This is a genomic window from Bradyrhizobium sp. LjRoot220, assembly GCF_964252915.1.
Classification (GTDB): domain Bacteria; phylum Pseudomonadota; class Alphaproteobacteria; order Rhizobiales; family Xanthobacteraceae; genus Bradyrhizobium.
The window spans coordinates 1,103,973-1,127,427 of sequence record NZ_CAXUPS020000002.1 but is presented as its reverse complement, the minus strand read 5'-3'; the positions used below and the strand labels follow the sequence as shown (position 1 = coordinate 1,127,427).

Annotated in this window: 17 protein-coding genes; 6 read left to right on the top strand and 11 right to left on the bottom strand. The window is 60.4% G+C overall.

What is annotated here, in order from left to right; all coding sequences use genetic code 11:
- Positions 1-39 precede the first annotated feature (39 nt).
- Positions 40-1,239 carry a pyridoxal-phosphate-dependent aminotransferase family protein gene (locus ACSQ84_RS14010; protein ID WP_436212227.1) on the bottom strand — a complete coding sequence of 400 codons (1,200 nt, stop codon included), beginning with the start codon at positions 1,237-1,239 and terminating at the stop codon, positions 40-42.
- A 184-nt stretch (positions 1,240-1,423) separates the two neighbouring features.
- Between ACSQ84_RS14010 and ACSQ84_RS14005 the strand changes: the two genes are divergently transcribed.
- From ACSQ84_RS14005 to ACSQ84_RS13995, 3 genes are read left to right on the top strand one after another with little or no spacing between them, the layout of a single operon-like run.
- Positions 1,424-4,435: an FAD-binding and (Fe-S)-binding domain-containing protein gene (locus tag ACSQ84_RS14005; RefSeq protein ID WP_436212226.1), complete on the top strand. Its 3,012-nt coding sequence runs from the start codon at positions 1,424-1,426 to the stop codon at positions 4,433-4,435.
- Positions 4,428-4,856 (top strand): GlcG/HbpS family heme-binding protein, encoded by a 429-nt coding sequence (locus ACSQ84_RS14000; RefSeq protein ID WP_436212225.1) that lies wholly within the window; start codon positions 4,428-4,430, stop codon positions 4,854-4,856. The genes ACSQ84_RS14005 and ACSQ84_RS14000 overlap by 8 nt, the downstream gene beginning before the upstream one ends.
- A gap of 32 nt (positions 4,857-4,888) precedes the next feature.
- Positions 4,889-5,887, top strand: coding sequence for a glycosyltransferase family 2 protein (locus ACSQ84_RS13995; protein ID WP_436212224.1), 999 nt, complete (start codon positions 4,889-4,891; stop codon positions 5,885-5,887).
- 36 nt (positions 5,888-5,923) lie between these two features.
- Here ACSQ84_RS13995 and ACSQ84_RS13990 read toward each other — a convergent pair whose 3' ends face one another.
- Both ACSQ84_RS13990 and ACSQ84_RS13985 read right to left on the bottom strand, forming a co-directional pair.
- On the bottom strand, positions 5,924-6,706 hold the full coding sequence (locus tag ACSQ84_RS13990) for an enoyl-CoA hydratase/isomerase family protein (protein ID WP_436212223.1): 783 nt from the start codon (positions 6,704-6,706) through the stop codon (positions 5,924-5,926).
- A 72-nt stretch (positions 6,707-6,778) separates the two neighbouring features.
- Entirely contained in the window at positions 6,779-8,875 is a 2,097-nt protein-coding gene (locus ACSQ84_RS13985) for a molybdopterin oxidoreductase family protein (RefSeq protein ID WP_436212222.1), read from the bottom strand.
- A gap of 794 nt (positions 8,876-9,669) precedes the next feature.
- Here ACSQ84_RS13985 and ACSQ84_RS13980 point away from each other — a divergent pair.
- Positions 9,670-10,023, top strand: a complete 354-nt coding sequence (locus tag ACSQ84_RS13980; protein WP_436212221.1) for a hypothetical protein — start codon at positions 9,670-9,672, stop codon at positions 10,021-10,023.
- A complete protein-coding gene (locus ACSQ84_RS13975) occupies positions 10,020-11,093 on the top strand; it encodes a SagB/ThcOx family dehydrogenase (RefSeq protein ID WP_436212220.1) in 1,074 nt (357 codons plus the stop codon). The genes ACSQ84_RS13980 and ACSQ84_RS13975 overlap by 4 nt, the downstream gene beginning before the upstream one ends.
- A gap of 306 nt (positions 11,094-11,399) precedes the next feature.
- Here the strand turns inward: ACSQ84_RS13975 and ACSQ84_RS13970 are convergent, their stop codons facing one another.
- Both ACSQ84_RS13970 and opgC read right to left on the bottom strand, forming a co-directional pair.
- On the bottom strand, positions 11,400-11,618 hold the full coding sequence (locus tag ACSQ84_RS13970; RefSeq protein ID WP_436212219.1) for a hypothetical protein: 219 nt from the start codon (positions 11,616-11,618) through the stop codon (positions 11,400-11,402).
- A gap of 60 nt (positions 11,619-11,678) precedes the next feature.
- On the bottom strand, positions 11,679-13,031 hold the full coding sequence (gene opgC / locus ACSQ84_RS13965) for an OpgC domain-containing protein (RefSeq protein WP_436212218.1): 1,353 nt from the start codon (positions 13,029-13,031) through the stop codon (positions 11,679-11,681).
- Positions 13,032-13,617: 586 nt separating this feature from the next.
- On the opposite strand from opgC, the gene ACSQ84_RS13960 reads away from it, so the two are divergent.
- Positions 13,618-14,280, top strand: a complete 663-nt coding sequence (locus tag ACSQ84_RS13960) for a response regulator (RefSeq protein ID WP_436212217.1) — start codon at positions 13,618-13,620, stop codon at positions 14,278-14,280.
- Here ACSQ84_RS13960 and ACSQ84_RS13955 read toward each other — a convergent pair.
- The 6 genes from ACSQ84_RS13955 to ACSQ84_RS13930 all read right to left on the bottom strand — a co-directional run bounded on the left by ACSQ84_RS13955 (position 14,275) and on the right by ACSQ84_RS13930 (position 23,372).
- Positions 14,275-16,389, bottom strand: a complete 2,115-nt coding sequence (locus ACSQ84_RS13955) for an MASE1 domain-containing protein (protein WP_436212216.1) — start codon at positions 16,387-16,389, stop codon at positions 14,275-14,277. The two genes, ACSQ84_RS13960 and ACSQ84_RS13955, sit on opposite strands and share 6 nt — an antisense overlap.
- A gap of 1,198 nt (positions 16,390-17,587) precedes the next feature.
- Positions 17,588-17,779 carry a hypothetical protein gene (locus ACSQ84_RS13950; protein WP_436212215.1) on the bottom strand — a complete coding sequence of 64 codons (192 nt, stop codon included), beginning with the start codon at positions 17,777-17,779 and terminating at the stop codon, positions 17,588-17,590.
- A gap of 314 nt (positions 17,780-18,093) precedes the next feature.
- Positions 18,094-18,711, bottom strand: coding sequence for an Isoquinoline 1-oxidoreductase subunit (locus ACSQ84_RS13945; protein WP_436212214.1), 618 nt, complete (start codon positions 18,709-18,711; stop codon positions 18,094-18,096).
- A gap of 22 nt (positions 18,712-18,733) precedes the next feature.
- A complete protein-coding gene (locus tag ACSQ84_RS13940) occupies positions 18,734-19,258 on the bottom strand; it encodes a (2Fe-2S)-binding protein (RefSeq protein ID WP_436212213.1) in 525 nt (174 codons plus the stop codon).
- The gene (locus tag ACSQ84_RS13935; RefSeq protein WP_436212212.1) at positions 19,255-22,029 is read right to left on the bottom strand and encodes a xanthine dehydrogenase family protein molybdopterin-binding subunit; all 2,775 of its coding nucleotides are present in this window, start codon (positions 22,027-22,029) and stop codon (positions 19,255-19,257) included. Before ACSQ84_RS13935 ends, ACSQ84_RS13940 begins: the two co-directional genes overlap by 4 nt.
- Positions 22,030-22,283: 254 nt before the next feature.
- Positions 22,284-23,372, bottom strand: coding sequence for a hypothetical protein (locus tag ACSQ84_RS13930; RefSeq protein ID WP_436212211.1), 1,089 nt, complete (start codon positions 23,370-23,372; stop codon positions 22,284-22,286).
- Positions 23,373-23,455 lie beyond the last annotated feature (83 nt).

Genomic DNA, 23,455 nt, shown 5'->3' with positions numbered 1-23,455 from the left:
AGTTCTTTCCGTTCTTTTCGTTTTCGGGTCGAGACCGGTTCAGGCGACGGCGACCTTGGGCATCGAAACGACATCGCGTCCCTTGAGCACTTCCATCGCCGCCAGCACGCCCCCGCCTCGATGCGGCACCTTGGCCAGATCGAGACCCATCTCGACGCCCGACAGCGTCCCCATCAGCATCAGATCGTTGAAATGCCCGATATGGCCGATCCGGAATACCTTGCCCTTGATCTTGTTGAGGCCGGTGCCGAGCGACATATCGAAGTTTTCCAGCACTACTTTGCGGAAGTTATCGGCGTCATGGCCTTCCGGCATCACGACGCCGGTCAACGCGGGCGAGTGCGCGCCCTGTTCCTGACACTGCGTTTCCAGGCCCCAGGCCTTGATGGCCGCGCGCGTCGCGGCACTGTGGCGCTTGTGGCGGGCGAAGACGTTTTCCAGTCCCTCTTCCTCGAGCATCTTGACCGCTTCGCGCAGCCCGAACAGCAGATTGGTTGCCGGCGTATAGGGCCAGGTGCCGACCTTGTTGATCGCGATGACTTCCTGCCAGTCCCAATAGGAACGCATGGCCGGGTTAGTCTTCGCCACCGCGAGCGCCTTTTCCGATACGGCGTTGAAACCGAGACCTGGCGGCAGCATCAGCCCCTTCTGCGATCCTGCGACCGACACGTCGATGCCCCAGGCGTCGTGTTCATATTCCAGTGAGCCAAGGCCGGAGATGGTGTCGACCATCAGCAGCGCCGGATGCTTGACGCGGTCGAGAATCTTGCGGACTTCGAGCGGATAGGTGACGCACGCGGTCGAGGTCTCGTTGTGCACGACCATGACCGCCTTGATCTTGTGCTGGCGGTCAGCCGTCAGCCGGGCCTCGATCTGCTCCAGATCAGCGCCGTGGCGCCAGTCGCCGGGCAGGAAATCGACATCGAGCTTGAATTTGTCGGCGATGCCGCGCCACAGCACGGCGAACTGGCCGGTCTCGGCCATCAGGACCTTGTCGCCGGGCTGCAGCGTGTTGACGATCGCCGCTTCCCAGGCCCCGGTGCCCGACGACGGGTAGATGATCACCGGCTGCTTGGTGCGGAACACCCGCTGCATGGCCGCCAGCACCGCGTGGCCGACCTCGGCGAATTCGGGACCCCGGTGATCCATGGTTGGCATGTCCATGGCGCGCAGCACCCGGTCCGGCACGTTGGTCGGTCCCGGAATCTGCAGAAAATGCCGTCCAGAGTGCACAGTCATGGGGCGTCGTCCTTCCCGGTCGTGTCGTTCACGAGTCTTGGTTTCGAGAGCGCTCGAATATCACTATTCGGCGGGCTTGTCCCCCGCCCGGCGGGACCCGTCAATGCACAAGAAGCAGGGCTTTGCCTTGCCAAGGCGGACCCCGGCAGGCAAGACACTGAGGCGCACTCACGAGACCAAGGCAATGGCGGCAACAGGGGCCGAAAAGTCACAAAATTCGCCTGAAAACAGCGCCCTTGCCGTGCGTCTTGCCCGCGAGATTACCGGCGGCGTCTTCTTCGACGCGTTCAACCGCGGCCGCTACGCGACCGATGCGTCCTTCTATCAGATGATGCCCCTTGGCGTGGTGGTCCCCCGGACCATGGACGAGGCGTTGCGGACGCTGGCCATCGCAAGGGACGCTGGCCGAATCGTCACCCCACGCGGCGGCGGCACTTCGCAATGCGGCCAGACCGTCAATGAGGGAATCGTCGTCGACCTTTCCAAACACCTGAACCGCGTCCTCTCGCTGGATGTCGAAAATCGAACCTGCGTGGTCGAACCCGGCATCGTGCTCGACGACCTCAACCGCCAGCTCAAGCAGCACGGATTGTGGTTTCCGGTCGACGTCTCGACGGCATCGCGTGCCACCATCGGCGGCATGGCCGGCAATAATTCCTGCGGCGGACGTTCGCTGCGCTACGGCACCATGCGCGACAACACGCGCTCGATGGATGCGGCGCTGGCTGACGGCACACTACTGCATTTCGGCGAGGTGCCGCGCGACCTCGCGCGCGTGAATTCGCCCGATAGCGGGCTCGCGCTGTTCCGCGACATGCTCGATCTCGGCAAGCGCGAGGCAGCCGAAATCGCCGAACGATTTCCGCAAGTACAGCGGCGCGTCGGCGGATACAATCTCGATGCGCTGGTCCCGCGCAACGCAGCGAACAACATGGCGCACTTGCTGGTCGGGTCCGAGGGTACGCTCGCCTTCACGACACAGGTCGAACTCAAGCTGTGGCCGGTCATCCGCAACAAGGTGCTGGGCGTCTGCCATTTCGGCAGCTTCTATGAGGCGATGGATGCGGCACAGCACCTGGTGAAGCTCCGCCCCATCGCCGTGGAACTGGTCGATCGCACCATGATCGCGCTGGGCCGCGAGATCGCAATGTTCCAGCCGATCATCAGCACCGCCGTGCGCGGGGACCCCGATGCAGTGCTGATCGTGGAATTTGCCGAGGAAGACCAGGCTGAAAATTTGCGTCGCCTGAAACAACTCGGCGAGCTGATGGCCGATCTCGGCTTCGGCTGGGACAAGCCGCAGCGCAAATGGGGTGGCGTGGTTGAAATCACAGAACCCGCACTGCAGACCGGCATCGCCGATTTTCGTGCGGCGGGCCTCAATGTCATGATGTCGATGAAGCAAGAGGGCAAGCCGGTTTCCTTCGTCGAGGACTGTGCGGTGCCGCTGCCGCATCTCGCCGATTACACCGAACGCCTCAACGGAATTTTTGCCAAGCACGGCACCCGTGGCACGATGTATGCTCATGCGTCCGAAGGCTGCCTCCATGTACGCCCTGTGCTCAATCTGAAGCTCGAAAAGGACGTCAAGGCGATGCGTGCCATCGCCGAGGAAACCTTCGAGATGGTGCGCGAATACAAGGGGTCGCACTCCGGCGAACACGGTGACGGTCTGGTCCGCTCCGAATTCCATGAAGCGATGTTCGGTTCGCGGATCGTTACCGATTTCAGGGAGGTCAAGCAGCGCTTCGACCCGGACAATGTCCTCAATCCCGGCAAGATCGTCGATCCGCCCAAGATGGACGACCGTTCGCTGTTTCGCTATCCGCCGGATTATCGCATCCGTGAGCTGAAGACCGTACTTGACTGGTCGACCTATCCCGGCGCCGGCGGTGGATTTCAGGGCGCGGTCGAGATGTGCAACAACAACGGCGCCTGCCGGAAGCTCGAGGGCGGCGTGATGTGTCCGTCCTACCGTGCGACCCGTAACGAGCAGGACGTCACCCGCGGCCGCGCCAATACGCTGCGTTTGGCGATCTCCGGCCAGCTCGGGCCGGATGCCTTGGCATCCGACGAGATGATGGACACGCTGAAACTCTGCGTCTCCTGCAAGGCCTGCCGCCACGAATGCCCCACCGGCATCGACATGGCCAAGATGAAGATCGAGGTCTTGGCGGCGCGTGCGGCAACGCACGGGCTTTCGCTGCGCGATCGGATGGTCGGATATCTGCCCCATTATGCCGGCCTCGCGGCCCGCCTCGCCCCGCTCGCCAACTGGCGCAACGGCAGCCCGTTGCTGCGCAAGCTGCTTGAAAAATTCGCCGGCATCAGCGCGCAACGCGCCCTGCCCGCGTTCCGGCGCGATGTGTTTCGGACCGATGCCGAGGCCTTCGGGCCGGAAGACGGCCGCGAAGTCGTGCTGTTTGCCGATACGTTCAACCGTGCCTATGAGCGGGAAAATCTCGACGCCGCGCTGCGCGTGCTGGTCGAAGGCGGCTACCGCGTCCACCTTCCCAAGCCCGCAGATCGCGCCCGACCGCTGTGCTGCGGGCGCACGTTCCTGTCGGCAGGCCTGGTCGATCAGGCGCGAGCTGAACTGGACCGACTGGTCACGACCTACGCGCCGTTCGCTGCACGCGGCGTACCGATCGTCGGACTGGAGCCGAGCTGTCTCCTGACGCTCCGTGACGAACTGCTTTCGCTGCGCTCCGATAACGACGCCAAGAGCATCGGCGCGCATGCTCTACTGTTCGAGGAATTCCTGGTTCGCGAGGCGGAGGCCGGCCGTCTGCGGCTGCCACTCGGTTCGATGCCTGCCAAGGCGCTGGTTCACGGCCACTGCCACCAGAAATCCTTTGGTGCATTCAAGCCGGTCGAAAAGGCGCTTCGCCTCGTGCCCGACCTGGACGTCGAAATCATCGAGTCCAGTTGCTGCGGCATGGCCGGCGCCTTCGGCTATGGTGCCGAGACCTACCAGGCTTCGATGGAAATGGCCGAACTGTCGTTGTTGCCGGCCGTGCGCCGCGCGGACCGGACCACGCTGATCGTTGCCGATGGCACCTCGTGCCGGCATCAGATCAAGGATGGCAGCCGGCGCTCCGCCCTCCACGTCGCGCGCGTTCTGGCCATGAGCCTCGACCGCGCAAAGCCCAATTCAACTCTGTCCCCACACGCAAAGGAACCGATCCATGGCTGAACTCACCCTCGACGTCGCCCGCAAAATCCTCGATGCCGCCCTTGCCAAAGGCGTCGAGAAAAAACTGAAGCCGCTGGTGGTCACCATTCTCGACGCCCGCGGTTGCGTCAAAGTTACGGCCGCGCAGGACGGCACCAGCCTGATGCGGGCCGAAATCGCCCACGGCAAGGCCTACGGCGCGCTCGCGCTGGGTATGGGCTCACGCGCGCTGTTCCAGCGCGCACAGGAGCAGGCCTACTTCGTCGGCGCGGTGAATACGATGGCACAAGGTCGCCTCATACCGGTGCCCGGCGGCGTGCTGATCCAGGAGGGCGGTGTTCTGCTGGGCGCCGTCGGTGTCAGCGGCGACACCTCTGACAACGACGAGATCTGCGCCGTGGCGGGCATTGAGGCCGCGGGGCTGAAGGCCAACGCAGGATAGCCGGAAAAGGCAACCGATCGGACTGCGACGGAATGGACGACGAGGTTGGGCGGCAGCTACTGGAACGGTTGAAGGCCATCGAGCGGCGGCTCGATGCGCTCGACGCCAGCCAGAGCCAGTTGAAGCAGGCTTACGCAAGATCGCGCGCCCATGTCAGGCGATTGTGGTTGCGTCCGCCGATGTGGACGTTCGAGCAGCACCCGCCTCGTTCGCTCGATCTGCGCACGCTGCCAGCCGCGCCGGCCTTGCCGAACAAGCCGCCGCGCATCGCCATCGTCACGCCGACCTTCAACTACGCGCGTTTCCTGGGCGCGACGATCGACAGCGTACTCGGCCAGAATTATCCCAACCTTTTCTATCATATTCAGGACGCCGCATCCGGCGACGGCACGGTCGGGCTTCTGAAGGATTACGGCGACAGGATTTCATGGCGAAGCGAGGCAGACGACGGGCAGTCTGACGCGATCAACAGGGGCTTCGCCAACGTCGATTGCGACATCATGGCTTATCTGAACAGCGACGACACCCTGCTGCCGGGTACGCTCGCCAGCGTCGCCGACTTCTTCGAACAGCGGCCCGATATTGACTTCGTATACGGACATCGCATCTTCATCGACTATGCCGGCTCGGAAATCGGCCGGGCGGTTTTCCCGGCGCATAACAGCGAGGCGCTCAAATACGCCGGCTATGTTCCGCAGGAGACCATGTTCTGGCGCCGACGCATATGGGACAAGGTCGGACCGATGAACACTGGATTTCATTATGCAATGGATTGGGACTTCATGCTCCGCGCCGAGGCCGTCGGCTTCCGGATGGCGCGGCTACCACGTTTTCTCGCCTGCTTCCGTGTCCACGACGAACAAAAAACAACCCGGAATTACGAGCGCGGAAGGGAGGAGATGCAGAAGCTGCGTCAGAGGTCGCTCGGGCATGTCCCGAGCCAGTTGCAAATCTATCGCGCGATGATGCCGTACCTGGTGCGGCAGTTCGTACTTCACTGGAGCTATCGTCTTGGCATCGTGAAGCAATGACCGACAATGGCGCTCCGGAATCGACGTTTCAAACCGTCACCGCCCCGGCCATGACGGTTTACGCTTCTCGCCGAAGGCCTTGAGGCCCTCCTTGGCGTCTTCCGTCATGGCCAGCAACGCGATCTGGCTTTCGGTGTAGGCGATGCTTTCGTCGAACGACATCGAGGCGATCGCGCGCATGGCATATTTACCGCGCCGGATCGCGGTCGGCGACTTGTCGACGATGCGGCTGATCAGCCAATCGACCTTGGCGTCGAGTTCAGCCGACGGCACCACGTAGTTCAGCAGTCCGGCAGCCTGAGCCGCCTTGGCATCGAACGGCTCGCCGGTCAGTGCCCATTCATTGACGAGGCGCGGCGGCGCCATCGATTGCAACAGGCTCATCACCTGCATCGGAAATACGCCGACCTTCACCTCGGGCAACCCGAAGATGACATGATCGGCGGCGACCGCCATATCGGTCATGCACAGCAGACCCATGCCGCCGGCCATGCAGACGCCGCCGACCCGGGCGATCGCGGGCTTGGTGGCGTTCTGCGACAGACGCAAAAGGTCAGCGTAGTCGACATTCGGCCTCGAAAAATCCATCGAAAAGGCGGCGCCGCTGTTCTGCAGGTCGGCACCGGCGCAAAACGCCTTGTCGCCCGCGCCCGTCAGCACAATGACGCGGACTTCCTTGTCGTCATGGGCGTCGCGATACCCCTTCGCGATGCCGGCGACCACGTCGGCATTGATGGCGTTGCGCTTGTCGGGCCGGTTGATCGTAATCCAGAACGCCTGGCCCCGCTTCTCGCGTATCACGCTGCTGTTGTCGGTCATTGTTCCGCTCGCCTGGTTTGCCATGGATTGGCGAACATTTGCGGCAGGATGGCGGGGAACTGCAAGCGGGATTTAGGCCGTGGGTGCCGCCTTCTTCACCCAAACCTTGTTGTCATGGAAAGCCGCACCGCCCACGGGGGCAACCGCCTCGGCGCCGGTCAGCATGTTGATGCCGCGGCCACCGATATGGGCCTTGTTCGGCTGGATCGATTCCGCGATCAACACGCCACGTCGCAGACCGTCGAACAGTCTTACGGTCAAATTCGTCTCGCCCCTGACATTGCCGAGTGTGACAACGTCGCCGTCGGCGAGCCCGAGCGTGGCCGCATCTTCGGGATGCATCATCACCGACGGCTTGCCTTCGCGCGCGATCGACGATGGCGTTTCGTTGAAGCTGGTGTTGAGGAAACTGCGCGAGGGACTGGTGGCGAGCCGGAACGGATGGGCCTCGTCCGCCTCCTCGATAATGGTCCAGTGGTCCGGCAGCGATGGCATCTGCGCCCACGGCCCCATACCGGCGTTGCCGAAAGGTGGATTCGCCCAGTCGGCCTTGAAGTGAAACTTCTTGTCCGCATGCGCAAAACCGTCGAGGTAATGCGAGGTGCGGAAATCCGGCTGGATGTCGCGCCACAGGTCCGCCTCCAGGGCCGCGATATCGCCGTGACCGCTCTTCTGCAGCGTGGCGTCGATCAATTCGCGCGGCGACATCGTAAAGCCCGGATGGACGGCATTGAGACGGCGGCCGAGGCCTTGCAACACCTCGTGGTTCGAGCGGCATTCGCCGGGCGGATCGATCAGCTTGGCGCCGACCGAAATATGCTGGTGGCCGCCACCGTAATAGAGATCGTCGTGCTCCATGAACATGGTCGCCGGCAGCACGATATCGGCCATGACAGCCGTCTCGGTCATGAATTGCTCGTGCACCACCATGAACAGGTCTTCGCGCGCAAAACCCTGGCGCACCAGCGCCTGCTCCGGCGCCACCGCCATCGGGTTGGTGTTCTGGATCAGCATCGCCTTGACTGGCGGCCCGCCCTTCAAGGCCTCCGCATCGCCGGTCAGGATGCGGCCGATCTGCGACTGGTCGAGCCAGCGCGTGGATGGATCGATCGCGTCATGGCCCTCGATGATGGATTCATCGAACTTCCAGATCGAAAAATTGTTGAAGAACGCGCCGCCACCTTCGTGTTGCCAGGCGCCGGTCACCGCCGGGATACACAGCGCCGCATGCATCTGCGCCGCGCCGTTGCGGCTGCGGGTAAAGCCATAACCGAGCCGAAAGAACGCACGCTTGGTCTGGCCGACCAGGCGAGCGAACGCCTCGATTTCCTCGACCGGCACGCCCGAGATCGCTGATGCCCATTCCGGCGTGCGCGTCGCCAGATGCGATTCCAGTTCATTCGGGCAATCGGTGTAGCGCTCCATATAGTCGCGATCGGCGTAACCTTCGCGGAACAGCACGTGCATGACGCCGCAGGCAAAGGCGCCGTCGGTGCCGGGCTTGAGCAGGATCTTGATATCGGCCTGCTTCATCGTGTCGTTGTTGTAGACATCGATCGCCGCGATCCTGGCGCCGCGCTCCTTGCGGGCGCGCATCGCGTGCGTCATCACGTTGACCTGGGTATTCACGGGATTGGTGCCCCAGATCACGACGAGGTCGGACACGCCCATCTCGCGCGGATCGACGCCGGCGATCTTGCCGGTGCCGATGGCAAATCCGATGCGCGCGACGTTGGCGCAGATCGTCTGGTAGAACCGGGAATATTTCTTCACATTGGCAAGGCGGTTGATGCCGTCGCGCATCACCAGGCCCATGGTGCCGGCGTAATAATACGGCCACACCGATTGGGCGCCGAACTCGTTCTCGGCCTGATCGAAACGCGCAGCGATTTCGTCGAGCGCTTCATCCCACGAGATCCGCGCGAACTGACCGGAGCCCTTCGGCCCGGTGCGGCGCATCGGATGCAACAGCCGGTCGGGATGATGGATGCGCTCGGCATAGCGGGCGACCTTGGCGCAGACAACGCCGGCGGTGTAGGTCTGCCGCTTGGAGCCGCGCACCCGGCCGATGCTGCGGCCGTCGATTACCTCGATATCAAGCGCGCAGGCCGATGGGCAATCGTGCGGACAGGTGGAGTGGCGGATGTCGACCTTGGCATGCTGGTTCATGCCCCGATAGGTAACATCAAAATCCGAGGTCGCCGAGGGGCTTTATCGGCGGGTACACCGGCGAAAACAGCAATCAAGCCATGCATCAGGCGCCGAGACAGGCCCCTCTCCATTGGCGTGGAGCGCGGTGCCTCCGCCAGTGCGTTCACACGCATCTTCGGCGCGCTATGGACGACACACCGCAGGGCGCGAGACAAAAAATCGCGAAAACAACCCCATGCAAAGAAAGGAACCGCTTGCAAAGAAAGAGGGAGTCACCGGCACCGGACATCCTAGAGAGCTACGCTTGACACGTCGGGCAAATCAATGGCTCTTCTTCATCATCCCCCAATTTGGCAAGGCGGCGGCCCGCTGCGCAAGCGCGCTTTGCGTCAAAAGCAGCCCAACTAGCTAGGCCGTGTATTCGTAAATCGCGATGTCCGCTCAGCTCCCAGAAGGGGCTGAAAAGCGGACATTGGAAATCCGCCGTTTAGTGCCAAAAGCCGCCGTCGGGGGCCGTCAGTGCGTCGTATTGACCGGCACTGAAATTGAACGTCGCGCTGTAGTCCACCGTGTGGGTCCGGCCCACAAAATTGGTCCTTCGAGCGATGCGCCGCCGCGAAGGTCCGCCGTTGGTTTGGCAGCGGCGAAATACCGGACATACCGGGAGGTCCGGTTGGTGCTCCGCCTAATCAGCAGGCCTCGACATCGCCCGTGTGGACTGATCTCGTCCCGAATACACTTGGACGGCATAGTCGCAACTGCTACAATCGTTATGGTAGTATTTCAGCATTCAAGCCGGTGGAGAAATTGCTATGCCCGGAACTATTGGTTATGCGGACAACTATGACTTTACGCCGGACGAACTGCTTGAGGTCGCTCTAAAGATTCAAAAGGGCGAGAAGGGCGAGCCGATCTATCTCGATGAGCCGGAGTATATCGAGTGGCTAAAGCGGACGGCGTTAGGCTTTCACATCGAAGGTGATAAGCTCATCAAAGAAGCAATAGCCAAAATCAAGGATAGTTCCGGAAAGGAAGAGCTTGATCTGGCTATTAAGAAGTTGTCAGAGGCACGTCTAATTTTTCAGTGTCAATTCATTTATACGAACTCAAAGCTTGACCCTGATCCTACACGCACGGGATGGCAGCCGAGGCGGCTGAAGAAATGACCGAACAGCCGCGCATCAGGCGCGCGGGGTCGCTGGTTTATTATTCAAACGGCAAAGACCTGCTCGTTTACAATTTTGTCACGCGCGTGGAGTTTAGCTGTAGCAGCAATGCTCTCATGATATTGTCAGCGGTCGATGAATGGGCCACGATTTCAGCTATCGTGACAATGCTGTCTAACTACGCCCCTTCATCGGTTGTGAAGCAAGTCATGCAGTTACAGGACGCCTCGGCGCTTGTCGTTGAGGGGACTGCCTCAGCAAGCCTTGACCAGCAATATAGGGATTACTGGGAGTGGGGTCTCACGGCCGGGCTTTACCACTTTGGAATTAGAGATAGCAGATGGTCCTCACGCGAAGAGGCTCACGAATTCCTGCTCCAGCGCCATACATCGGTGCCCTCTCCGTCGCTATTCACTGAGCATGGAACCGATTCCGTTATCGGACTCCCTCCCGTCGATACCGCCGATCCAGTTTTTTCAAACATGGATGCGCGCCGTAGCATAAGGTTGTTTGTTGACTCCGCGATTCCGTTAAATAGTGTCGCGAACTGCTTATTCGCAGGGCTTGGAATAGTCGAAATTGTGGACGACGAGTTGCTCGGCCGGTTACCGTTTAAGTGGACGCCGTCCGGCGGAGCGCGCAATCCATTCGAAGCATATCTTTATGTCCGACGTGTTGAGGGTCTTGCGAGTGGGCTATATCATTACTCGGGCGCAGGCCATTCATTGCGGCTGATTCCCACTGATAGAATCCCCGCATTGGGCGACCTACTCGCGAATCAGAACAACTTGGATAGCGCAGCAGCGGCCATCATTCTCGTCGCTCACTTCAAACGTACAATGTGGAAGTACCCACACCCAAACGGTTACCGAAGTGTACTGTTGGAAGCGGGACATGTGGCGCAGAACATGCTTTTGGCAGCGACGAATAGTGGCATTTCTTCGCTCCCGACATGTGCCATTCAAGACTCAGTAATGCGCGATTTTCTAGGTTTGAATCTGATCGAGGAATCTCCCGTCCATGCGATAGTTTTGGGCGTAGGTGATTATCGCGCAGGGATGCTCGAATGATTGTGGACCAGGATGATCGCCGCGCTGCCGTCCATATCCGCTTTGGTCAAAAGCGGAAGAACTCGACGTGAGCATAAAGAGTCCGCTTTCGGGGGTATAGCGAGCAAAAGGGCTCTACGAGCTCCGCGATCACTGCACGGGACAGGCCGCGCCTGACTTCACCCAGGCGTCAACCAGCGCGCCGGCCTGCTTTTGCGTACCGGGCGCGGGGCTGCGGCCAACGCCTGGAACGGCCACACCGGCAATTACCTGCCTTGCACACCTGCCCAGCAGACATTCGCAGCGGGGTGTCCGATTTCTCGTGTACTAGCTCGGCTTGCGCAAGCCGGTGGAAACGGTCTCGTGTGCACGCACCGGGGTACAGGTCGTGACGACGAGCGCAAACCGGTTGCACTGCCAGTCAGCGCCAAGCTCGGCGCTGGTGGGTGATGTCAGGTTGACCGACAGTAATGCCACTACGCAGGAAAACATCACGTACGCCGCGATCAGCACCGCTCGCTTGTGGGTCCTTGGCTTTGAAATCATGGCCTTGGCTCCTGTACGATGGCCGGAAGAATAAAAGGCAGGCTCCACAGTCCTTGTGATCTAATTCACATCTTGATCCACATCTTTCGCCGGTGATCGGAAGGCGTGCGCGATTGCTGGCACTGGACTAGCGCCGCAGTCGGACTCGCGCATCGGAGCAAACAGCATCTTTATTCGATCGCCCCGTCGGCCCGGGCGAGCGGTGGGCGGAACGTCACCGCCGAGCGCCTTGGCTGTCTTGAGATTGATGACCAGCTCAAACTTGGTTGGCTGCTCGACGGGCAGCTCGACGGGCTTTGCGTGCGGCTGCTGCCTGGGTTTGATCTTGATCGAGTTTAGCAGCTTCGCGGCCACGATCATCACCAGGACGCCACCAACACTGAGCGCGATCTGCATCGTCAACCCCTCCGAGATGTGGAGCAGCGCCAGGTGGCTGGCGAACGTCAGCAGAACGCCGAGGCAGTAGATTGGCAGCGAGTTCTGGCCGCAGAGAGTGGCGCCGCGCATCACCGCCGTCGTCAGTCCTCGCCAATTGCGAGGCACGGACCATACCACCAAGACCGCAAGGGCAAGAAAATGCAGCAGCCGCAATGGATCGAGATTCGATTTGTCCATCGGATAAAGCAGCGTCATCAGCGCCTGCGGGATCGGCGCTCCCAGCGGTTTGATGCTCCAGCTCAATGCGATGATGAGGCTGAACACCAGATAGAGAACGGCTGCCACAAGCGCGGTGCGTGAGGTCACCCACGGCCGGAATCTCTTGCCCTCGATGATCCACCAGGCGCCAAGCACAAACGGCAGCTGCCAGGCCAGCGGATTGAAGTACCAGTGGTTGCTCGGCCATGCCGGGATGGACCAGCCGAAGACGTGCACCAGTGTGTAAAGCAACAGCGAAGCGCCGAGCGTTGCGTTCGGCACCCGCAGCAGCAGCCACAGCAGTGGCGCGAACAAAAGGTGATAAAGCACGAAGAGCGGCAAGACGTCGGTGTTGACGGGGCGGTATTGCAGGATCGCCGCGTGCGCGAGCGTCACGCCCGGCTGTTCCAACAGAATGCGCGTATTGCTCTCGTCGGCAAGACGGTCACTGCCTGCAAGGTGAACCATGATGGCGCAGGCGAGCGTGAGCAGCAGAAATGCGACATAAATATCCCAGCTTCGCCACAGCGTCCGGCGGATCAAGCCGGTCCAGCCCCCGCACCACCGTGCCTTGCCGTAGGCCAGCGCGCAGGTCACACCCGAGACGAACATGAACACTTCCGCGGCATCGCTGAAGCCGTAGTTGCGCAGCGTCAACCAGCTCCCGATGTTGTTGGGGACATGGTCGAGAAATATCCACCAGAGCGCGATGCCGCGGCAGGCATCAATGCGCAGATCGCGGCCGTAGTCTTCCAGTTCCGGCAGCGCGCCTGCCAACGGCTTCAGGGTGGCAGTTCGATCATGCATCTGGTTGCCCCGTCCGGCGTGCGAGCATGGTTCAAGAGGGACCGGGTTTGATAAAAAACATCGCCGCCGCACCGCCGGATCGTGACAACGCCGCAGTCTAGCGCCGCTTCACGCCGAACCCGGCCACGGAAGCTATCGCGATAACGATCATATGCGGCGCTTGGTAGAACCTTCGAGCGCCGCCTGGTGACGATCATCATTCAATGGCACAGCGCGTCAATCAGCCAGAGGTCCACACAGAGAGGTTCCTAGGTCCTAGGATCAAGGTACCGCACAGATCTGGGCATCGATTTGACATCCGTCAGACACATCTGGACATTTCACCATTGCGCATAGCCGAAGGAGACTCTGGCCCCGCGACCCTCGTGGTTCGCACCGGTGCGAGGTGATTTCAATTTCAGCATACAACGGCATGCGGCTTCTACCTTGAGTGCCTGACTGCCCAGGACGGAGGATGGACGGTTTCGGAGCCAGTCTTCTTCCTCGCCAGAGACCCGAAGGTGGGTGTAAGATTTTTTCAATGGATCTCCGTGCAATGGGAAACGGAGAGATTTTCATGAAAGTTCTTATTGTCGACGATCATGCATTAATCCGCGAGGCGTTGCACGCTGTCCTGAAACAGCTGAAGGGAGAAGCCGTCATATTTGAAGCTTCAAACGGCCGTCAGGCAGTGCACATAGTCGAGGACCATCCCGACATCAGCCTCATTTTGCTTGATATTAATTTACCTGATCGAGATGGCTTCTCTGTCCTTCGCGAACTCCGTGACCGCTATGCGACCATTGCTATCATCATGCTCTCGTCCTCGAACGATCAAGATACAGTCAAGCGCGCTTTCAAACTTGGCGCTCTGGGTTTCATCACGAAAAGTACCGAACGTGAGGTCATGCTCAACGCTATCGAGTTAGTGTTCTCCGGCGGTATTTACATTCCCTCGGAGATTCTTGAGGAAGCCACGTCTCCGCAGCTTACAAACCAACTAGCCACGAACGACTCTCCCAAGGATCTCGGGTTGACCGATCGGCAGATTGAGGTGCTTGCGCTCCTGATGAAGGGAAAAAGCAACAAGATCATTGCCAAGACCCTCAACATGGCAGTGCCGACAGTGAAGAACCACATTACGGTCGTTCTCAAGGCACTCGGCGTAACGAGCCGCACCGAGGCAGTGATAAAAGTTGGAAAAATGGGCTGGGAATTGTCGCCAAAATCTGAGTCATAACGGCCCGCCGGTGTCTCTCCTATCGCCATGATCCCTAAAGAGCTCGTGGATGACAGCGCGGAGCCGCATTGGCTCGACAGGCTTGTGCAGCAAAATGTATCCTCTATCCTTGGCGTCACGTAACGGTTCAGGTGCCGTATCGCCGCTGATGAGGATGGCCGGAATTGATGAACCAAACACCGCATTAACTTGTTCAATGGCTTGGCTCCCGGTCTTTCCGTTCGCAAGATGATAATCCGAGATTATAAGATCGGGGCATTGTTGGCGCTCAGCAAGTCGGGTAAGTGCAACCTCGTCGGATCCAGCGGTAAGGACGGAGTATCCCCATTTGCCAAGCAATCCGCTCGTTCCCTCCAGCACAATTGGAGCATCGGCAATAACAAGAATTACCTTGCCTTCGACCGCAAAGGCCGCAGGGGAGTCGACGGGCTCGGTGGACGTGACGCCTTCATCGGCCACCGGAACCAGGATCGCGAATCGCGAACCTCGGCCTACAGTCGAAGCTAAGTCGATTTCATGGTTGAGAAGCAGGCGTAGCTTGTCGACAATAGCCAAGCCGAGGCCCAAGCTGCCATATCGATCCGGTTCTGGGGCAGGAAGTTGAAAAAACCCGCTAAAGATATTCTGCTTCTGATCCTCAGGAATGCCGGGACCGCTATCCCTTACTTCGATACGCAACATTTCACCGCGCCGACGACATCCGACGATGATCCCGCCCCGCAATGTATAGCGCACGGCATTGGATACCAGATTGAGCAGAATGCGTTCGAGCAGCATGGCGTCGCTTCGCACCCAGGCGTCACTTTGCCTAACGCGTAACCGCAAACCTTTTTCTCGCGTTGCCTGATCAAATGTATTCTCAATTTTTTGCAGCAAGCGCGCGATCGGGAATTCGGTAAATGTAGGTGTAAGGATCCCGGCATCGAGCCTGGAAATATCCAGAAGTGAATTGAACATTTCATTCATTTCTTTGCGCGCTGCATCGACCCGCTCGATCGTCTTTGTCCTTTCCCCCGATTTGAGCGGCGTGCGCAGCTGCGCAACGAACAGGCCTAGTGCATGTAATGGCTGCCGCAAATCATGGCTTGCCATGGCAAAAAAGCGCGATTTTGCTGCATTGGCGAGCTCCAGCTCGTGCGTACGCTCTGCGACCTTCCGTTCGAGTTCGATCTGCGCGCGGCGCAGATTCTCCTCCCCTTTCTTGCGCACCTCGACGTCGGCACTCAGTAACAGGCTTGGAACGGTAATACTGATCAGGAACATCAACACCAGCAGGAATGAAACGTTGAGATCCGTGGTCGCGAAGGGGCCGCCGCCTGTGAGCGTCCCCCAAATCGTGATGCCCGCAAGCACCAGCGCAACCGTTGCGGTGTCACGTGGACCGCGGCGCAGCGCCGCCCACAACATTGGCAGGATCGCAAGAAAACCCAGTGGATCTCGGCCCGGCGTTTGCTCGATCAGAGGGCTGAACGCAATGAGTCCAACAGCCGCGGCTGCTGCGAGCACGCCGACCGTCTCCAAAAATTCGTTGCGGTTGAAGGCAGGGTAGTGGCTTGATGCCCAAAGCACGATAACGGGCGCAATGACCAGCGCGCCGGTCACATCTCCCAACCACCATGTGACCCAGGCGTTCGCGAAATTCGTCCGTTCGATGTACCCGGCGGTTGCCAGGCTGGTCAGTCCAATGGTGGCGCTGATCGGTGTCGCAATCACGACGCAAATCAGAGCAAACTTCGCAACAGAATCTGGCCTCGAAAACGTACTACATCCGCTCGACCATCGATTGATCAGGTAAGCGCCAATGACCGCTTCAAGAGAGTTACCGGTCGCAATCGCGATTGCTGTAGTAACCGAGCCGGCGGTCGTCGCATTGGCGATCACCGCCGCCGCGAAAATCGCGGGCCAAGTCCGATATCCCCACAACAGCACCGCCGCCAGCGCGACACCCGTTGGTGGCCAAATTGGCGTTGCACTGGGATGAATGGAGGCGAGAGCAAGGCCGCCTTTTGCTAGCGCGAAATAGATCCCTCCGATTGCAACCAGACCGCCGGCATACCTAATGCCTCGGCGGAAATTTGTCTCCGGCGTTGATGATCGTGGATCGGACATCGTCGGCGCCTGGACTAGAGCGTTTTCCAGCGAAGTGGACACCGGTTCGTGTCAAGTAAACGCGCCAAATCAAGAATCTAGAGCCCGGTTCCGATTCCATCGGAGCGGAAAAGGCTCCAGGCAGTTGGATCGTCCATCGTGACTGAACCTTTTGATCTCCTTGATACAGATCAAAGATCGCTAGTTTCCGGTTACCAAGCTGTTGATCGATACCCCTGCGTCCGACCGATGCGACAATGCAAAAGACAATGCAAAAGTCGGCAAGATGCGCTCAGATCTGATCACCGCAGCCTGCTGACGGGCGAAGAGATGGCGCGTAATTGGTTCACGAGGGCAAACTCTCTGCCGATGCCGATCGACATCGGCTTGGAGGCTGGAATGGGCGTGGCGGCGGATGTAACGGAGACAAGGCCCTCCGGAGCATGCTTGGGCCTGGACATTGCCAACCGTGAGAACGGCAGGAAATGAGGACATTGACAGAACTGAATAAACATTTGCCATTGCTCCCTGCTTGAACTGCGAGTTGCGATTACAGCTCAAGGAGCTAAAGCCGCACCGACCTTTCGGAGCTAAGCGGCCTCTCGCTGACTCTGATAGGAAGCACGTCGCCGCCACGACCCCGGCGGCCACCGCAATTGCCGTGCATAATCGCAATTCGGGTTCGTTGAGGAAACTACCTATTTCGGGTTAGCGGAATGCGCAGCTGGTAGTAAGCCTTTTGCGCAATGCTCAGTTAAGCCTTCCGTTCACTCAGCAGATTCTCGCGGACGCTGCGCCCTGTCTGTGCACCTCGACCGCGCACCGTACAGGAGGTTAGGCGCGGCGGCCTGTCGGATGGCAAGGCGCATCGTGACGCTGTTCCGGCGTAAGGAACTTGCGCGCGTGGCGGAGTCCACGCCGAAGTATCTCCAGCTGTCGGACGGCAAGCGCAGCTGAGAGCCACACACTGGGCATCGGCGCCATTTTCAACGGCGACTTCCGCAGCGGGTCATTTGCGTCGCTTTTGTCGTTGGCCGACGACTTCGGGTCTCCCCCTGAGAGCGGACATGTCACGGTCGGTCGGCATGTCTCAAAGGTGCCAACAGGCGACGTGGGGCCGGAATGAAAAAGAGCCAACTGAGGCGACCTTACTCGTCTCGCGGGATCAATCCAACTCGCCTGTTCTCGAGCCAGATTTCAATGGCGGCCTTGGCTGCACTTACTGCCCCTGCGTCAATTGCTGCATAATTTGTTGAAACATTTGGGCCGGGTCGTTCATACCACCACCCGTTCCTTCGCCGCCTTTGCTGGCGGACGCCACTTTGTAGGCAAGTAAAGGAAGATGGATGAAGCCGCCAGACACCGCATCAAGCTCGCGCACATTCAGAACTTCGCTCGCGTCATTGGTCATCATAATCTCCGTTTGATTTTTACCAGCGCGATCATCCGGGCTGGTGTTGCCCACGTTTAGCGACACATCTCACGTCGGTATGTGACGGCCATCACAAAACTATTCCGATTTAACCGGGGCGCTCGCCTTTAAGCTTGTGCGTAGCAGCGAAATCTCCCGCTTATGTCAGCTTCGGGTCCAGAAGCGGAAGAACTCGAAGTGAGCATAACGAGTCCGCTTTCAGGGGTATAGCGACCAAAAGGGCGCCAGCGCGGGAGCTTGCGTCAATCCGGCTATGGTTGCGCGTTAGCGAGTCCACGCCCTAGCGGCCGCGATTACTGCGCAGGACAGGCCGCGCCTGACTTCACCCAGGCTTCAACCAGCGCGCCGGCCTGCTTTTGCGTACCGGGTGCGGGGCTGCGGCCAACGCCGGGAGCCCAGGCCCAGCCGACCAGGGTGTCTTCGCTGATGTGATGGATCAGGTCCTCGGGCTTGCGACCGCCGTTGCGGGCGGGATCCTTGAGCTGCCTGCAAATCTCGGCAACCGTCTTGCCCTCCCACGCCATTTCGCGCGGTGCGAGATGCCATTCCGGATGGCCCGGCATGCGGCCGGGTTCGAAGTTCGCATTCTGATGACAGATCGAACAGCGCATCGCCGGAAGGCCATGGCCGTCGATGCCGCGCGCGACTGGCGGCTGGTGCAGCCGGCTGTCATCGCCTTGCCGCGGACGGTCGGTGGCCGGATGGCAGTTGGTGCAGCGCGGATGGGTGAGCACCTTGCCAAGTTCAGTGAACATCGCCGCCGATCGCGCGTCCGTATCGGCAATCGATGCAAAGCTTTCGGGACTTGCAAGGCTCTGCGGCATGGTCTCGGAAACCGCGTAGCCAGCAAACACGCTCGTTGCCACCGTGACGATGGAGACGAGAAGCTGAAACCGCAGTTCCGATTTCATGCGGCCTTCCCCTCACGCCCGTTCATTGGTTCGCCACGAGATAGCGCTTGGAGTCCGCCAGGATCACGTCGCGCACCGCTTCGTGATATTTGACATAGCCGGTGCAGCGGCAGAGATGTCCGTCGAGCGCTTCCGCGATGGTTTTTTCGAGTTCCGCGCGCGCGACCGGCGCCTTCGCCAGACGCTCCAGCAGCACCTGACCCTCGTTCAGGAAGCCGGGCGTGCAATAGCCGCACTGGAACGAGAAATGTTCGATGAATGCCCTCTGCAGCGCCGTGAGTTCGCCATTCTTCGCATGCCCCTCGACGGTACGGATGGCCTTGCCATCGAAACTTGCCGCTGACACGACGCAGGTCGGGCTGGTGGAACTTGTTCCGTCTGGGTTATCGACGATAACAGCGCAGCTCAGGCACTGCGCGGCACCGCAGCCGAACTTGGTGCCGGTCATGCCGAGATACTCACGCAAAAAATCGTTCATCGAGAGATCGTCGCGCACGTCCATCGGTCCGTGCGCTCGGCCATTAATCGTGATGCTCAATTTAGTCACGCGAGGACTCCCTTGAGCAGGCTGGTGGTCACGGGCAGGGACTGGAAGCGGCGGCCGGTAGCGTCGAAGATGGCGTTCAGGATCGCCGGCACCACCGGGATCATCACGACTTCCGCGATGCCCTTTGGCGGCTCGTCCGGCGTCAGCGGCGGCAACCTCTCGATCTCGAGGTCGTGCAATGGCAGGTCCGATCCGCGTGCGACGAGATACTGTCCGAGATTCCACTGGCCGTTGCCGGGACCACCCTCGTAAGGTGGCAGGTTCTCCAGCAGCGCATAGCCGACAGCCATGGCAAAGCCGCCTTGCGCCTGGCCCAGCACCACTTCCGGCACCAATGCGCGGCCGCATTCAAATACGCTGTAGGCCTTGGCAATCCGCAGCACGCCGGTGGCGCGCTCAATTTCGACGCGGACCAGCGATCCGCACATCGACGTGTAAGTGTTACCGGACTGGTTGTTGACGGTTGGCGGGAATCTGACGCTGACGCGGTCGATGCGGGAAAATTTGCCATTACCGTTGCGGACAGCCAAAGCATCGATCTCGGCGCGGTATTGCTCGCCGGCGATTGGAAAGCGCGCGCGCGACCATTCCCAACGGGAAAAGCCGTGTGCCACTGCGCCGGTCACCAGATTGCGTGCATGCGCTTTCGCGGCCAGCATCGGCAACGGCAGCGGCGCAAGACCAGGCATCGAAAGCTGCCCGTCTTTCCACTGCGCCTTTGCCCAGTCCCTGGCGCGTGGATCGTTCGGGGCAATGCTCCACAGCTCAAGCGCCGCCGGCCACAGGCCGAAGCGGAAGATCACGCGTGCCGCCTCTCCGGCCGAATGGGTGCCGACATGCGCCCCGATCGAGGCGCTGGTCGCCGAACTGATCGCGGGCACCCACCGCGGGTCCTTCTCCGCCCGATCCTGCGTCTTCTGATCCATCGTGTAGGAATCGCCCGACGTGATCAATCCGAGAACGTCGTAGCTATCGACGCGCGCGACCGACACTTCGTCAGCGACCGCGCCGAGATAGATCGCGACCCGATTAGCCAGTGCGGTGCCGATACCGTTGCCCATCTCGACATGGTCGCAATAGATCGTGACTTTACCCTCCGCCGAGAGCTCGACTCGCCCCAGCGAACAATCGGCGCCGGTGCCGTAGTCCTTGGTCACGCAGGCGACGCCGGTGCCAACGAGAATGCCCGGCTGCGCGGCCGATTTTTGCTGCGCGCGCTGTTGCCAGATCGGATGCCTCTCGAGTTTGTCGAGAATTTCCGGCGTACGAACCGAGACGCTGTAGCGATTGCCGCACATGGTCCGGCCGTTTTGCTTCAGCGCGTTGCGGCGCCGAAACTCGATCGGATCGAGCGGCAGAGCCGTTGCCACCTCGTCAACGAGGACCTCCAGCGCTGTCATCGCCTGCAGCGTCCCGTAGCACCGCATCGATCCGGCCGTGACGCCGCGCGAATGCAGAGCGACCGTGGTCACGTCGACCTTCGGAATGTCGTAGATGCCAATGGCCGCGGTCGCAGCAACGGTTGCGACCTGGCCCGAAAGATTGGCGAGGCCACCGCCGTCAAGGACATGGTCCGCGGCAAATGCCTGAATCTTGCCTGTCGCCCGGTCGACGCCGATCCGGGATCGCATCTTGAAGGCATGGCGCTTGATGCCGGCTTGGAACTGCTGATAGCGATCGTGTGCCAGCCTGACCGGACGGCCGGGAAAGAACATCGCTGCCAGCGCCACGTAGAATATGAAGGGGGTGTGGTCGCGGCCTCCGAAGCCACCGCCGACATACGTGAACTGGGCATTGATGCGCGCCGGCTTGAACGGCGCCTGGGCCTTGCCCAGCAGATACTCAATCGATTCCGCAGCCTCGTAGGGGGACTGGACCCCGAGAACGAGTTCAAGGCTTTCGCTCTTGTTGTTGTACCACGCGAGACCGGCTTCCGGTTCGAGAAACATCGGATCGACGGATTGGGTGTCGAACTCGCGGTCCAGCACCAGCAGGTTCGGATTGTTTGCCGCGAGTTCGCTGCGGATCTGTTCGCCATGGACCGCGGCCCTGGAGTACGGCGCCGGCGTGTCCTTTGCGAGCGGCGACCACACCGGGAGCGGCGAATTCTGGGAGCGTCCCGGGCTGACCCAGCCGGCCAGGATCGGCGAATAGACATCGGGCGCATCGGGTGTTGCACCGGCCACGCGCGTGAAGCGATAGGCGCCGTAACCCGGCATCGCGACCGGGCCGGTTTCCTCGCCGAACTTGACGAACGTCCCGTCACGCAACGCCAGCCGGGCCTGGTCGAAGGCGTCAAAGGTCTCGAAGATCAACAGCGCGACCGGCTGCCCCAGATAGATCGGCGTCTTGCCGACCGGACAGAACAGGTCGCCGGTATAGAATGCAGGAACCCGGGTGCCGATCTTGGCGAGTTCGGCTGCAGTCACCACCACCGACGGCTTGAGCGCGCCGCTCAGCCGCGCCAGGTCCATTCCAGTATAGACACGCGCGGCGTCGGGCGCGCGAACAAGGATCGCGTGCGAGGTGTTTTGCGGCCAGCCCGGCAGATCGGATGCGCGGAAATCAGACGCATAGAGTTTTGCGCCGGTGACTTTTGCGACGCCGTCAACACGGCCAAGGCCATTGGCCGCCGGGTTCCAGCCTTGGCGTCCCGGAAGCACTGCGCGTGGCGGCAATCCCGCTGCCTCCGCCGCACTCAGCCGCGACAGGCTAAGGGCGATGCCGCTCGCCGACACCCACTTCACAAACTCGCGCCGCGAGGGCCGCATGCTTCCACCTGTTGGTCTAGAGCCTTTTCCGTTCCGATAGAATCGAAACAGGCTCCAGATTCTTGATTTGACGCGTTTTCTTCACGCGAACCGGTATCCACTTCGCTGGAAAACGCTCCAGGCTGTCATCCGCATATCGAAGCAGCAATAGTCGACGCACACGAAGGGTTCTGACGACGGATGCAAATTGATTCGCCGTAAAACAATAGAGGATGGCAGCTGGTTCTCAAACCGGCTGCGCATGTCCTGCGAAACTACTTCAGATCGGCGATCGACGCCGGGCCCGGCCCAGACGTCACCAACGCCGGCCATTGCTTTGAGCCGAACGGAACCGCCGGCGGCAGGAACGTCGTCATGCCGCGTTTGGTGGTCTCGGCCGTGATCGCGACACGCGCATCGCCCCCCATCAATTCAAAGTCCATCAGATGGTAATTGCCGAAGAATAGCGAACCGACTGAACGGTCGGCGATGATGCGGGTCAACGATTCCAGCATTTCCGCCGGCGACGTCGTGAAGGAAATCGTCTCGATCAACAGCAGGCGGTTATTGATGGCATCGGGGCCAAAGAATTGCGCGAGCACGCTAAACAAGACGTTGTTCTGGCGCGCTACATAGATCGTGTTGCTCGCCGCATAGGTCTTGTCCCAGTCGGCGCCAAGTTGCTTCTTCCAGTCAGCCAACACCGTCATCCAGTGTCCGACCTGGGTCTGAGCAGCCCATGTCACGTTCTTCGCCAGATACGGCGCCTGCTTCTTGCCGAAGGCTTCGAGCGTGGCAAAGGGAACAACGCCCTTGGCAAGGCACTCATCCATGAACGCAAGGTTGTTCTGCAGGATGGTCCGGTTGTTGTCGCGCCAGCCGGGTTCCATCGGCGTGGCGTCGAGGCCGTCGAGCGCCGATTGCATGCGGCTGCGATAGGCGAGCATCGAGCCGCGCCAGGATTTGTCATCGGGATTATCGATATAGGGGCCAACAACCTGGGCCAGCGCCATCGTACTGTGCCCGACCGACTTGAGCAGTTGATAGACGATCGGCACCTGCGGCGCGTCCATTGGCGCCATTCCCGGCCGGTAAAGGATCATCCGTCCGCCGGCGCCGGAGAACAGGCCAAGGATCACCGGATGCTTGCCCAGGATGTTCTTCTGGAAGACCTTTGCTGCATCGCCATAAAGTTCGAACATGCCGGTGTTGAGCGCCAGCATATCCTTGGTCGCGATATCCGAGGCGGCTGCAGCTGACTTACCCGAGATCGGCGCCATATAGGCCGGAAGGGTCTGGGCATTTGTGACGGTGCTACTGTTGGCGAGCAAAAGTGCCGCAACAGCGATGCAGGGGTACTTCATGTCAAACTCCTCGCGGCAGCGTCCAGGATCAGTAACCTGTTCTCCCACTCTCAATGATTCTATTTGCGTTGGCCATCGCAGGC